The following is a 12,825-nucleotide window of genomic DNA, read 5'->3' as shown; positions in this document are numbered from 1 at the left end:
AAGCGCCTCGTCTCGCCGCAAGGACGGAGGAATGAACAACGCTAACCAACCACAAATGCTATAATACAAATGTTCATTTTGTAGTCTGAAACGGCGAAGCAAAACCAAAAATTTCCTTTCCATTTTTTGTCGGCTCCCCCCTCCGCCGAGGAAAAGAAGAAAGGTAAGGAACATTTTTGGTTTTTGCTCCCGCGACCGAAGGGAGCGGACGAGGCGCGCAGATTAGTCCTCGCTCGGATTATTTTGGAAAAAAGTTCGGATTTTGTTCAGGAGACACAGCTCGTAAATTTGATATAATAGAGATACAAATGCAAACTTTATATATTATGTGTGGTGTAGGTTTTTCAGGAAAATCTACACTTGCTAAAAAGATATCTGAACACATAGGCGCAGTTTTAGTTAGTCAAGATGCTATGTATTTTGAAAAGCAAAAAGAATTAAATATTGATCAAGATGATGATAATCAATGGAGAATACTTCTTGATCTGTGTAAGGAAAAAATTCTGGATAATTTAAAACAGGGAAAGTCAGTTGTCTTCGATAACGTGAGCGCCAAAGTTGAACATAGGGAAGAATTGAGACAACTTGTAAAATTAGCTAACGCCAAAACAAAAGTAATTTTTTTAGATACACCACTTGAAGTACAAAAAGAAAGGCGGTTAAAAAATAGAGAAACCGGTGAACGACACGATGTTAAACAAGAATACTTAGACCAAGCCATAAAAGAGCTTGAGATACCGACAAAGGATGAAGATGTGCTTGTTTTTAAACCCGACTCCAATCTAGAGACTTTTTTAGATTCTCTAAAATAGTTCCAACTTCGTACCACACTGCCAGCACTTGACTTTTACAAAAAATAAGTTACCCTACATTTAGGAGCTCAAAGCCGATGAGAGAAAAGTATTGGATTTTCAATCCAGAGAATGCACAGCAATATCACGCGGGGAAAGATATTCTTACTATCCACTTTGAACGTTTCTCTGATGACCGTGCCATGTTGAGATGGCTTGTTAGAGAGACTTGGATCCCGATACCAGAAGAAGGAGTAGGGACACTGGAGTGGATCCAGAGAGTTCAGCAAGTTTTTGACGAACATTTGCCCGGCTGGCTTATGATCGTTACTCACGCTACCCCAACGAAATAAGAGGGACAAAAAGGGCTGGTCTACGGATCAGCCCTTTTTGCTATCTAATAAAGTTCCAACTTCGTACCAGACGGCCAGCCGCCATTTTTTAACGAACGAGCAAAGCGAGTGACTATAAAAAACTAGCAGTCCAGTTGTACTCAACTGGACTGCTAGTTTTGCTAAGCGTCCCGCAATGTAATATGCGGGGCAGGTTTTTAAATTTGTTGATATAATTTCTGTATGAATATTTCAAAAACAAAATTCGTTATTCTTTTCATCATTTCTGGGTTCGCCTTTCTTTTTATTACTACCTCACTTTTGGGATCGACAGGCCCCCGAGGCTTTCCTAAGCACCCAGACTCTCTCCTGGGGACTGCGTCACCGGAGCCGTGGAAGAATACCGTATCAACGATTATATCGCCTATCAAAATTGTTTTAATAGGACCTTTGTTGCTTTCTGACAATTTTTTGCGGGATGATCCGCCACCTCCATTTATTGGTATCTACCTCATTTTCTACTGGACTATCCTTGCCTTAATTATTCGCCATTTTTTAACGATCCGCCAGTAGGGCGGAGACTATAAAAAATGAGCGTCCTGCACGAAGTAAGCAGGGCAGGAAACTTCAATGCCCTACAAAGTCTATATTTTAGGATGCTCCGATAAAACTCTTTATGTCGGTTGCACAAAGGATCTAAGAAGAAGACTTTTACAACACAACAATTCTAAATCCGGAGCCCACTATACAAAAATAAGACGCCCGGTTAAATTATTATATTCGGAAACTTTCAGTACCCTAAAAGAAGCTATGCGAAGAGAAAGAGAAATAAAAGGTTGGAGAAGAGAAAAGAAACTAGCTTTGATTAAGAATAAGTAAATCCCGTTTTAGCCTTATTTTCCAACCCCTTTACAAACCATAAAAATACTTGCAAAATACTATAAATATGATACAATCCGGAGTAGGAGGTAAAGGAACCTTGAATATCACCGTGAAGGAAGTAGACGCCGAGTATTTGAAGCCGATCCCCGCTGGTCAGCTTGAACTCTTCGGCGTCAAACTCGAAGAGAAACCCTTTCTGCCCGACTTGAGGCTGGAGTTCGATGACGAGAGTCATCAGGCAACGATCTCGATCGTGATCGCAAAACCTGATTCGATTTCTGAAAAGGAGAAGGTGATCGTACTCGACACACCTTTACCTTTCCGTTTGATCCCCGATGCCGCGATGTCCATCAAAGACATTATGGCGGAAGGAATGGACGCCGAAGCTCTTATCGAGAACACGATGACGACCCTCCTCAAGAGGATCGTCAAAATCAGATTCGAGCGTCGGATTCCCGGAGACGATAACATTGAAATCACCTTGTTCGTTTCCAGCTTCGAATCGCAAGCAGTTTGTCCGATCTCTGATCTGGTGGGCTTCATTCACCAGATAGCGGTGACAGAGACATCGGCGGAGTGGAACGCACGGCAGTTGTAAAGTTATAACCGAGAGGCCCCGCAGAAGTCGCAAGACGGAAGCGGGGCCTTTTTGATAGAATAATGATATGACTCACAAAGCAATGGTTCGACATGCTCACCACAAGGTGCCAGAGGATTTGAAGAAAGCTCTTAATTCTTCTAAAGCTGCGGCGACAGCGTGGGAAGATATCACTCCGCTAGCGCGTAATGAGTGGATTTGTTGGATCATTTCCGTCAAGAAGCCAGAGACAAGAAAACATCATATCAAGCGAGCGTGCGCAGAACTCTTAGAAGGCAAACGTCGGCCATGTTGTTGGGCTGGGTGCCCTCATCGTTAAAAGATATAATTAAAAAATAAAAAGATTTATGATACCAAAAAATACAATTTGTCTGTGGTTTGATAAGGATGCGGAAAATGCAGCGAATTTCTATGCCGCTACTTTTCCTGATAGCAAAGTAGCTAATGTTTTTCATGCACCTAGCGATTTTCCAAGTGGCAAGAAAGGCGATGTGCTCACGGTAGAGTTTACTGTTTGCAATATTCCATGTATCGGTTTGAACGGTGGCCCAACGTTTAAACAAAATGAAGCATTTTCTTTCCAGATCAGAACAGACGATCAAGAAGAAACAGATCGCTACTGGAATGCGATTGTTCTAAATGGTGGAGAAGAGAGTGAATGTGGTTGGTGTAAGGATCGATGGGGTGTATCTTGGCAGATCACGCCGCGCACTTTAACAGAGGCGCTCGCAGCTGGTGGCGCAGAAGCAAAACGCGCTTTTGATGCAATGATGACCATGAAAAAAATTGATGTCGCAGCTATCGATACTGCAAGAAGAGGCTAAAATAGTTCTAACTTGGTTCAGGCACTTAAGCACTTGTATTATTTAATATATATGCTATAATTAAAAACAGGAAAGGAATCCCATGTCTAAACATTCAAGGTCGGGTGGCAAGTTTACAGGCAACCACACGACCCTTATCCCGGCCGCAACTATCGTATGTGATGTTGCGGACGCCTGTCCCAGCGTGACCAAAATCGCCCCAGATTTCATCAAAGCTGGTTTGAGATCCGTCAATGGCCAGCGCAGAGTGAAGATCACTGAAAAGAATGGAGCGATCCTTCTTTCTGTGAGAGATAATGCGTCCCATCAATACGTTTACGTGTACACAAAAGATGTGCAAGCAGCAAAGCTTGCTATTGCCCGAGGGGCGCGGAACGAAGGACTGATCATCAGTTTCGGTGGGATGGGTGGAGAATAACACTTGCCGTTGTATTATCGGAAGCTTTCCGATTGCAGTCGGCGAGTTTTCGTTTTATTAAAAATATTCTAAACTTCTGGTACAATTACAAATATGCATTTTATATCAAAAAAGGCTTCATTGATAATTTTGGCGATAACATCTATGGTGTGCTCGAGAGCGATGTTTTTTCTCTTCAATGACCCTGAGGGCCCCAATTTGCTCATAGTGACTGTAATGGCAATGATACTGTATTTCCCATCTCTAGCAGCATATTTACTCAATCGTTCGGCGACTGGCCTTAGAAGGCTTCTGTTAGCGATTTCTATTCAGATGATAATAGCTGCTATTTTCTATTTTTTTGGTGTTTAAGTGTTAGAATGGCTTTATCTTATGACCAAGAAAGAAAGTGTTTTGCACAAGATGCCTGCTGATTTGCAGAGAGCTCTTGACTCTTCGGCTGCTGGGAAAGCGACATGGGAAGATATTACCCCGCTTGCGCGCAATGAGTGGATTTGCTGGGTTATATCAGGCAAGAAAGCGGAAACGAGAACTATCCGTATTGAGAAGGCCCTCTCAAAATTAAAAAGCGGAATGCGCAGGCCCTGCTGTTGGGCTGGATGCCCTCATCGTTGACTTTTTATCGCATCTCGCAAAAGTCTCTCTAGCACTGCAGCAAAGATCGCGATCACGATAGGGATACAGGCAATGACGAATCCGATCACTACGAGGCCTGGAGCATCATCTGCATCGGCAATTGGGAAGAGGAGGGGCACGCCGCCCATATATAAAACACCGATCGCAATCGCGCAGTACTTTATATTTTTGAGTGCTCTGACTGATAATTCTGAGAAAGCCATATTTTTGTCGATATAATTCAAAAGTTTCAAAGTCTGCCAAAGCGCGATGAAGAAAGGCACAGCTGTCGCGTACATGCCGATCATGATGAGGAAGAGAGACCAGCTAGCAGTTGGAAATTCAGCTGAACCACCTTCCCACATTTCAGGTAAAGCGAAAATACATAAAGCGAGCACGCCAGCCCCCAAGATAATTACCGCCACCTTCAAAATAAATGTTGATCCTTTTTTCATCATAAAATAGCTTATTTACTGATTGTTTGATTTTATCATGTATCCCATTATTTTGAAATTTGTAAAAAATATTTAAATATCGAGAGCATTAGTCAGTCTGGTGTTAAGCCCGATTCCGTAGGTCTTATGAAGGCGCCCACTTCCTGGGCGCCTTTCGCTTTTATGTGGAATGTTTTATTATTTAAAATCATGGAGTCAGTGGAAAATATCTCAGGAGGCAAGATTTTAAAAAATCTTAAAAGGATGATAAACCAGGTGTTCACGCTTCTCAATAAATTGATTGAAGAATATTTAAATATGGATTTAGAATTGAGGAGAGTTACAAGTGAAGATTGGATGGCCTATAGGGATTTTAGACTCTCAGCTCTTCAATCGAAAGACGCCAAAGCATTTGGTGGCTCTTATGAGAAGGAGAGTATACGTTCTCACGAGGAGTGGCGAATACGACTAGAAGACAATGGAGAAAGATTTTTTTACGGATGTTTTTATAAGAATGAAATCGTTTCTGCCGCAGGAGTTTATTTTGATAACAAAGGTAAGGATAAATGGAGTAATAATTGGATTATCGTAGGAGTCTACACTCGGCCGGAGTTTAGGAATCGTGGGTTCTCGTATAAAACGATGGAAGCGGTTCTAGGCAAACTCAAATCAGATGGGGTGAAGAAAGTGATTTTGATGGTCAATACTAAACAAGAGTCGGCGATCAATCTTTACACCAAATTGGGATTCAAAAATGTAGAGCTTATAAAAGATCATCCAATGGGCGATGGCCAAACCCATGATGAATTTGTGATGGAGAAAATTTTAGCGGAGTAGTTTTATGAAAAAGACATAGCGGTCGACGATTGCTCGCGACCGCTAGAGTGAGTTGGGGGTATTCTACTCGCACCCGAGAGTATAGCTGCAGTTGTGACATTTCCAGCAACCGCCGGATTGCAACATCCAATAGCCACACTCCCTGCATACAGGAGGGAAACAGCCGATCATGTCGTTCGGCTTTATTTCTTTGCTAACCCCAGAAATCACGGCGCAGAGTAGGCCGCGACGTCCTTTAATTTCTCTGACGAAGAGTGGGTGGTAAGGAACCAGGTTACTGCAGGGTTGGTTCTGTTTCACCACTTTCAAAACGATGTCATTACCGATCCGAATCACAGAGTGGCCGATGATGTCGGACAAGTCTCCCATGCCTCGAGTGAGGATGTTCTCCCCCAAATCGCCTGGGCCCAACTGTAGCCCAAGCTTTTGGTTCACGGCGACGATCGCTTCTTCGCCGACGATCGTCACGTGTCGGTCGGTATTGAGTTTGGACGTGCCTGGCTGGCTAAAACTTCTCCGCATGGCCCGACAATGAAAGTCTCCAAACAACCCAAACGGAGTAATGCTCGCGCTTGGTTGCGGGTACTTGGGTACCCCCTCTTTTGTACTGGTACAAACGGCAACGATAATCCCTGCGTTCACTAGGTACTCCTTCCTCTGCAAGTCATATTATTCAAATTTACCCAAAAATCAAGACAGTTTAAATTTTTAAAAATTGATTTTAGTTTTTACTTGTGTTATTTTGCAATTGGAAAGTCAGACCATTGGAGGCCATTATGACAACGTTGAAGAGAGTAATGATCGCACACCCAATGTCGGGAGACATCGAAGGCAATACCGCAAAAGTGGTCGCCATCTGTAGAGCGATTCACTCGGAAGAAGCCATGCCAGTGTTTCCGAGCTTTACCACTCGGAGATACCTCACCGATGACCCTCACGATCGCGAGCTGGCTGCAATCCACATCCGTGAATACCTCAAAAGTGGTTTTGTTCACGAGCTTTGGCTTTACGGTGGACGGATAACACCGGGGATGTGGAGGGAAATCAGGACGGCGCGAGAGTTTGGTATTCCTGTCGTGGCCAAGACTCCCGCGACAGCTGCCGAACTGCACCTTCACGATGACGCCACCAAATCAGGAGGAATTTCAACCTGCCCATGAATTTTCCGGGTACTTGATTTTTAGGTGGGGTAGCCTATATTCTTTAGTGGAAGGATAGCAGACCATGCACATCATTGAGATCAGAAATCTCTCTGGCAACGTGGTCTGCAATCTGGGGACTTTCATATCTCCCGAGTGTGCAGCCTCTTGGCTTAGAGAAAGAAATTTCCATCAGGCTCCCGATGAATCCTGGAACGGTTACGGGAAACTTCGTCTTTCAAAACAGGGCCAAGTTGTAGAGATCTTTTGCCCGAAGGCGAATATCGTTGTTCTTGTCCCCACTGAGAACGGAATTCTGGTGGTCGCGTGAAATATCGCGACCACTTCGTTTTTATTAAACCATGTCTACATTACGAGGAAGCCAATCCATCACTTTTTTTCTATGTTGGTCGAGGGACCAGCTGCCTCCTTTTTGGAACAGGGCTTTATGCTCTTCTTTAAACTTTAATAAGTTTGCTTCAGATACTTGAGGGAAAGTAGCAGGCATGTTTTTATTGAAAGATTCTAGAAATTCAGATAGAGAGAGGGGAATTTCATTCAACTTTATTTCATTAGGGTCATTTCTCATATTCCCAATAATATCACGACTTCATACAAAAAACAACCCTTATTTTACTTCATATTTTTGACACCTCTATTTAAAATAAACAATTTTTATTGACAGATTGTGTGAGTATGCTATACTAGTGGCAGTTGCACCGTTGAGGCTGTTTTTACCAGCCGCGACTACTTCGATTCTTAGGTTCCTTTTACCTCGGTACTTTGATTCCTGGGTCCAGGGCTGCTTATCTCACAAGATAAAGCAGCCCTTTACTATTGTCCAATCCGCAACAAACGATTTTATTTACAAGTTTTAGTAAAGACGAGGTTTTGATAACACGGCTTGCAATATTTATAAAATGTGCTAGGGTAGCCGACAGTCAAGTTCTCAAAGGAGTATTCTCATGACCAGACTTCTGTTCTCGGTCCTCTTGATTTTCACCGCATCCATCGCTCTCCTAGCGAATGATGCGGAAACTGCCAGTGGTTCGGCGCCGGCGGGCGAATATACCCTCATGCCGGTCAGTTCTGTGAACGAAGGGCCGGCAGCTGTACAGTGCGGTCAGTACTTCGTAAAGACTGGCAGCGACATCTACTTCCGCTACAACGATGTGACTTCGTTCACTGTCACGGGTGGCCGCTTTCCGAAGAAGATGTTTGCACTCTTGCTGACGAAGACAGTGAACGGCGAAGCGACCGTCGGCTTTAGTGAATGGAAGGGAATCCTCTCTCTCCACTCGAAGGTCCAGGTCCGCCTTTCGTCGGCGGAAGCAGTCAAGTTCAAGAACTGCCTCGAATAGAGGCAACGGCCCCCGTGCGTGCAAACGCAACGGGGGCCGTAGTATTTTATGTGTAGATGGTCATCTTCTACACATGGGATAACTTACTTTGCACAAATAGGGAAGTATTGTATACTAGCAGAAAGCGATATTAATTAACATTTATTTAAAGCAATATGCCAAAAGCAAATTCTGCATTCATGAAGCCTATGACTTTGAGCCCTGAACTCGAGGCTGTGGTCGGTAAAGGACCGATGCCTCGTTCGGAAGTAGTAAAAAAACTCTGGGTATACATCAAAGGTAAGAACCTTCAGGACCCAAATGATAAAAGAACCATCAATAACGACGAAAATTTGAAAAAAATATTCGACGGCAAGGCAACCATCGGCATGATGCAGATGGCTAAGCACATCTCTAAACACGTTTCCTAATTCAAAGATAAACTCTAAGTTTACGAAAACTCCTTATTTGCCAATTGGCAGGTAAGGAGTTTTCGCTTTCCTTTTATTTCAAAATATTGCAAACTATCTGTCATGTATAAAGTGATTCTTTTCTATAAATTTGTGGACATCAGATGTCCACAAGATTTGATGAAAGCACAGAGAGAGCTTTGTGAGTATTTGAATTTGAAAGGTAGGATCTTGATTGCGGAAGAAGGAATAAACGGTACGTTGGAGGGAACGGAAGAGAATATAAATGGGTACATGGAAATATTGAAAGATGGAAAAATGGAAGGATGGGAGTTATTTAAAAACATGAGTTTTAAAGAGAGTGAGGGGAATGGGAAGGCGTTTACGAGATTGCAGGTAGTAGTGAAGCCTGAGGTAGTCACTATGGGTGCAGGCAAATTTGATATCAAAAACGAAACCGCCCCCACTGTCACGGCCGATGAGCTCCACGAAATGTATATGAAAAAAGAAAAAGGAGAGGAGGATTTTGTGATACTAGACTTGCGTAATGATTATGAAATAAATGTTGGTAAGTTTGACGGGACAGTGAACGATGAACTTGGTTTTAGCCTTCAGAATTTTCGGGATCTACCAAATAGGATGGAAAAGCTAAAAGACTTAAAAAATAAAAAAGTGGTGACAGTATGCACGGGTGATATCAGGTGTGAGAAGGCGACCTGTCTATTAAAGAGGGAAGGTTTCCAAGATCTTTATCACTTGCAAGATGGGATACACTCATATATGCAAAAATTTCCAGCTAAAAGGTTTAAAGGCTCTCTTTTTGTTTTCGATAATCGCATGACGACACCGGTAGTCGATTCTCCTTTTAGAGAAATTATTGGCAGGTGTGTTTATTGTGCTTCTTTGTGCGAAGACTTCTATAGTAATGACACTGTTCGCCCCTCTCGCAAAGTCATATGCTGTCCTAAGTGTGCCGAGGCACATTCCTCTGAATTAAGAAAATGTGTGGCTTAGATAGGTTGAATATTGACAAAAAGCTTCAATTGGTATATACTTAAAGGGTAAGTTATTCTCCTTGGTTTGTGGTTGAAAAAACAAAAACTGACGAGATCTCTAATCGTCTTACATTTATATTAAAGATTAGGTATTTTTGCGTATGTATAAAAAAACTTTTGACAGAAGAGGTCCGAGAAAACCCTCATTTAATAATAGAGGTAGGTTTTCTGGTACCAAAAATGCTGGGCGGAGCCAATATATCGATCCATCTAAATTTATAAATAAAGCCGTCATCACAGAAGAGACTGATCATTTTGTGCCGGAACACAAATTTGCAGATTTTCTAATAGAAGAAAGTTTGAAAAATGCTGTCATAGAAAAAGGCTATGTCCTTCCGACCCCGATTCAAGATAGAGCTATTCCACATGCTCTCAAAGGCTCTGATGTGGTCGGTATCGCCAACACTGGTACTGGTAAAACGGCGGCTTTCCTCATCCCGCTCATAAACAAAGTCTTAAAAAATAAAGACGAGAAAATACTTGTCATCGTGCCGACCCGTGAACTGGCTGTGCAGATAAATAGCGAACTGAAAGGATTTACAAAAGATATGAAAATATTTTCAGCTTGTTGCTATGGTGGTGCGCCGATAGGAGGCCAAATCAGAGATTTGAAATATTACAACAACTTTGTAATTGGTACGCCGGGAAGATTGAAAGATTTAATAAATAGGAATTGTATTAATCTACGTTCCTTTAAAACTATTGTGCTAGATGAAGCTGATCGTATGCTCGATATGGGTTTCGTAAATGACATAAGAGAAGTAGTAGCCGTGATGCCAAAAGATAGACAAAGTCTTTTCTTCTCAGCTACCCTTTCTCCGACGATCGAGAAACTTATCGGTGAATTTTTGAAAGATCCTGTTCGGATTTCGGTCAAAACTCGTGATACTGCTAAAAATGTCGACCAGGATGTGGTCAGAATAAAAAGCGGTGAAAACAAAATAGACGTTCTTCATAAACTCCTGTCACAACCGGAATTTACTAAAGTCTTGATCTTCGGAAAAACTAAGCATGGTGTAGAAAAACTTTCAAAAACACTTTTTTCTCTCGGTCTGAAAACAGAATCGATCCATGGAAATAAAAATCAATCTAAGAGGCAGAAAGCTCTGGAGCTTTTCAAGGGTGACCATATCCAAGCTCTCATAGCGACCGATGTGGCCGCTCGCGGGCTCGATATTAGTGATGTTTCTCACGTCATCAATTTCGACATCCCAGCCACTTACGACGACTATGTCCACCGCATCGGCCGTACTGGCCGTGGCAACAAAAAAGGCAAAGCCCTTACCTTTTTGGAATAGTTTGAGGATTTTGTAAGTTGTGCTAATTTTAGCGCGCATGCTTCCAAACTTTTCTCCTATACAAAACCACATACTCTCCTCCCTTAAAAATGCGAAATCTCTTCGCTATAGCGAAATGCAGCCTGAGAAAGTTCCTAATGATTTGTATAACTACCACCTTCAATTTCTGATCAAGAAAGAATTTATTGTAAAAAATGCTGAAGGTTATTCCCTTTCCAAAAAAGGCGTAAAGCATGTGGCCGATCCGTACCCTTCAAACGATGCTATCACCAGTCTTTTTAAAATAAATGTTATAACTATTGTTTCCAGAAAAAATAAAGGCAAACTTGAAATTCTAAATCAGGTACGTAAATCGAACCCCTCATACGGTAAAGTTGGTGTCATGGGTGGAGTAGTGCTCAAAGGAGAATTCATCGAGCCTGCTGCCGAGAGAAAGCTTGAACAGGAGACTGGTCTTCAGGCTAAATTTAAACTACTTGGTTGTGAGAGGCGAATTATGTATCAAAACGGTGAACTTTTTTCTGATGTCATGTTTCCTATCGCTTATTCTGATTCTTCTGCAGGACGGTTGATAGAAGATAGTAAGTTTGGACACAATTTTTGGGTGCCGATAAACGAAGCTATAAAAAACGATACGGTACCATTTGACACTATAAAAAGTATTACCAAAGTATTGAAAGCTGTGAAAAAGGGGGCTGTAAACAAGATGCCCTTCTTTTTTGAAGAAGTGATTCAGATTAATTAATCTGAAATAAAGTAATAAAATAGAAAAATTTCTACCGAGGATCTCCTCGCTTTTTTGTCTTTTCCAATTTCCATATTCTATATTATGGAATTAGTAGTTAAAAGGAGAATTATGGAAACTTCGATTGATGATTTGAAAACAAAAGGCTTCGTCACTATGTCGTACCCACGGGGCTTACGCGAAGCAGTCAAAAAGGCTGCAGAATCTTGGAAGAGGTTTTACAACTTGCCTCTTGAAGTGAAGAAAGCCCTTCCTTATAGCAACAATGCTGACGGAGTCGGCTACGAATACAAAGAAGGTATTGGCAACAAAGCTGATCGTAAAGAGAATTTCGACGTAACCTTGGCCGGCAAGAAATGGCTTGAGGAAAACGCGGGTCACATCGGTAATCCCATCGCTCTTGAATTCATCGAGGACGTAACTCGCTTGGTGCCTATTCTGAAGCCCTTGGTCAGTCATTTTGTGTGGCAAGTGGAGCAGTCGTATGGAGTGGATGGGCTGGTGGAAGAGGTGACCACGGGTGAAGATGCTTTCTTCGTGCGTTTTATCCACTATTTTGGTGATAGGGAGGTTGGTGAAGAGACTGCCTCCGCCCACACTGACCAAAGTGGCTTCACTCCTCATCTTTTCGAAAGTTCTCCTGGGCTAGAGTGCCTTACTTATGAGGGTAAATGGATTCCGATGCCGGTCTCTGAAGGAGAGACGGTGGTCATCCCATCTATGCAACTCCAACTAAAGTCACAAGGCACACTGAAAGCCCTTTGTCATAGAGTAGTTGCTACCGTAGAGACAGCAGAACAGGGTAGAGACTCGGCTGTGTGTTTTGTCCAAATGAAAAAGACTCCGAAGTACGACAAGGACAAGTGCGGTCGTCTTCAGGAGAAAGAGCCCGGGTTCAACTACTCCATGAGCCACTTCGATTTCAGCAACCTCTTCAAGAAATAAGAACGATGAATCCTTTCTTTCGTCCGCCAAAGATAGAAAGGAAAAACGGGTGGAGCTCCTGCTTTTCCTCGCCCGCGTCGCAAGCAGCGGCGAAAGTCGCAAGTAGGGCAGTTGCCCGAGCTCAAGATAACCCCGCGTCAGTCCATGGACTGACGCGGGTTT

20 protein-coding genes are annotated in these 12,825 nt (G+C 42.7%); 17 read left to right on the top strand and 3 right to left on the bottom strand.

What is annotated here, in order from left to right; genetic code table 11:
- The first annotated feature begins 308 nt into the window (after positions 1–308).
- From VJH67_00335 to VJH67_00295, 9 genes are all read left to right on the top strand, one after another.
- A complete protein-coding gene (locus VJH67_00335; protein ID HEY4515628.1) occupies positions 309–812 on the top strand; it encodes an ATP-binding protein in 504 nt (167 codons plus the stop codon).
- Positions 813–889: 77 nt separating this feature from the next.
- Positions 890–1,144, top strand: a complete 255-nt coding sequence (locus tag VJH67_00330) for a hypothetical protein (protein HEY4515627.1) — start codon at positions 890–892, stop codon at positions 1,142–1,144.
- Between the two features lie 222 nt (positions 1,145–1,366).
- Entirely contained in the window at positions 1,367–1,696 is a 330-nt protein-coding gene (locus tag VJH67_00325; protein ID HEY4515626.1) for a hypothetical protein, read from the top strand.
- 57 nt (positions 1,697–1,753) lie between these two features.
- Positions 1,754–2,002: a GIY-YIG nuclease family protein gene (locus VJH67_00320; protein ID HEY4515625.1), complete on the top strand. Its 249-nt coding sequence runs from the start codon at positions 1,754–1,756 to the stop codon at positions 2,000–2,002.
- 67 nt (positions 2,003–2,069) lie between these two features.
- A complete protein-coding gene (locus VJH67_00315) occupies positions 2,070–2,603 on the top strand; it encodes a hypothetical protein (GenBank protein HEY4515624.1) in 534 nt (177 codons plus the stop codon).
- 67 nt (positions 2,604–2,670) lie between these two features.
- Positions 2,671–2,922, top strand: coding sequence for a YdeI/OmpD-associated family protein (locus VJH67_00310; GenBank protein HEY4515623.1), 252 nt, complete (start codon positions 2,671–2,673; stop codon positions 2,920–2,922).
- A gap of 28 nt (positions 2,923–2,950) precedes the next feature.
- Positions 2,951–3,427, top strand: coding sequence for a VOC family protein (locus VJH67_00305; protein ID HEY4515622.1), 477 nt, complete (start codon positions 2,951–2,953; stop codon positions 3,425–3,427).
- An 82-nt stretch (positions 3,428–3,509) separates the two neighbouring features.
- Positions 3,510–3,845, top strand: coding sequence for a DUF2103 domain-containing protein (locus tag VJH67_00300; protein ID HEY4515621.1), 336 nt, complete (start codon positions 3,510–3,512; stop codon positions 3,843–3,845).
- 372 nt (positions 3,846–4,217) lie between these two features.
- Positions 4,218–4,460 (top strand): YdeI/OmpD-associated family protein, encoded by a 243-nt coding sequence (locus tag VJH67_00295; protein HEY4515620.1) that lies wholly within the window; start codon positions 4,218–4,220, stop codon positions 4,458–4,460.
- Here the strand turns inward: VJH67_00295 and VJH67_00290 are convergent.
- Complete coding sequence (locus tag VJH67_00290) at positions 4,451–4,915, bottom strand: DUF2975 domain-containing protein (GenBank protein HEY4515619.1); 465 nt, start codon at positions 4,913–4,915, stop codon at positions 4,451–4,453. The genes VJH67_00295 and VJH67_00290 overlap by 10 nt on opposite strands.
- 198 nt (positions 4,916–5,113) lie before the next feature.
- On the opposite strand from VJH67_00290, the gene VJH67_00285 reads away from it, so the two are divergent.
- Positions 5,114–5,731 carry a GNAT family N-acetyltransferase gene (locus VJH67_00285; protein HEY4515618.1) on the top strand — a complete coding sequence of 206 codons (618 nt, stop codon included), beginning with the start codon at positions 5,114–5,116 and terminating at the stop codon, positions 5,729–5,731.
- A 63-nt stretch (positions 5,732–5,794) separates the two neighbouring features.
- Here VJH67_00285 and VJH67_00280 read toward each other — a convergent pair whose 3' ends face one another.
- Positions 5,795–6,253 carry an MOSC domain-containing protein gene (locus VJH67_00280; protein HEY4515617.1) on the bottom strand — a complete coding sequence of 153 codons (459 nt, stop codon included), beginning with the start codon at positions 6,251–6,253 and terminating at the stop codon, positions 5,795–5,797.
- Between the two features lie 275 nt (positions 6,254–6,528).
- On the opposite strand from VJH67_00280, the gene VJH67_00275 reads away from it, so the two are divergent.
- On the top strand, positions 6,529–6,891 hold the full coding sequence (locus VJH67_00275) for a hypothetical protein (GenBank protein ID HEY4515616.1): 363 nt from the start codon (positions 6,529–6,531) through the stop codon (positions 6,889–6,891).
- Positions 6,892–7,225: 334 nt separating this feature from the next.
- Here the strand turns inward: VJH67_00275 and VJH67_00270 are convergent, their stop codons facing one another.
- On the bottom strand, positions 7,226–7,459 hold the full coding sequence (locus VJH67_00270) for a hypothetical protein (GenBank protein ID HEY4515615.1): 234 nt from the start codon (positions 7,457–7,459) through the stop codon (positions 7,226–7,228).
- Positions 7,460–7,835: 376 nt separating this feature from the next.
- Here VJH67_00270 and VJH67_00265 point away from each other — a divergent pair, with 376 nt between their 5' ends.
- The 6 genes from VJH67_00265 to VJH67_00240 all read left to right on the top strand — a co-directional run bounded on the left by VJH67_00265 (position 7,836) and on the right by VJH67_00240 (position 12,663).
- Entirely contained in the window at positions 7,836–8,231 is a 396-nt protein-coding gene (locus tag VJH67_00265; protein ID HEY4515614.1) for a hypothetical protein, read from the top strand.
- Positions 8,232–8,386: 155 nt separating this feature from the next.
- Positions 8,387–8,641 carry an SWIB/MDM2 domain-containing protein gene (locus VJH67_00260; protein HEY4515613.1) on the top strand — a complete coding sequence of 85 codons (255 nt, stop codon included), beginning with the start codon at positions 8,387–8,389 and terminating at the stop codon, positions 8,639–8,641.
- Positions 8,642–8,743: 102 nt separating this feature from the next.
- The gene (locus VJH67_00255; GenBank protein ID HEY4515612.1) at positions 8,744–9,634 is read left to right on the top strand and encodes a rhodanese-like domain-containing protein; all 891 of its coding nucleotides are present in this window, start codon (positions 8,744–8,746) and stop codon (positions 9,632–9,634) included.
- A gap of 142 nt (positions 9,635–9,776) precedes the next feature.
- Positions 9,777–10,973: a DEAD/DEAH box helicase gene (locus tag VJH67_00250; protein ID HEY4515611.1), complete on the top strand. Its 1,197-nt coding sequence runs from the start codon at positions 9,777–9,779 to the stop codon at positions 10,971–10,973.
- 115 nt (positions 10,974–11,088) lie between these two features.
- A complete protein-coding gene (locus VJH67_00245; GenBank protein HEY4515610.1) occupies positions 11,089–11,718 on the top strand; it encodes an NUDIX domain-containing protein in 630 nt (209 codons plus the stop codon).
- Positions 11,719–11,802: 84 nt separating this feature from the next.
- Positions 11,803–12,663, top strand: a complete 861-nt coding sequence (locus VJH67_00240) for a 2OG-Fe(II) oxygenase family protein (GenBank protein HEY4515609.1) — start codon at positions 11,803–11,805, stop codon at positions 12,661–12,663.
- Positions 12,664–12,825: the final 162 nt, after the last annotated feature.

It is taken from the genome of Candidatus Paceibacterota bacterium, from assembly GCA_036517255.1.
GTDB lineage: Bacteria > Patescibacteriota > Minisyncoccia > Phycocordibacterales > WO2-35-19 > DATDXE01.
This window is presented reverse-complemented; position numbering and strand designations above follow the sequence as displayed.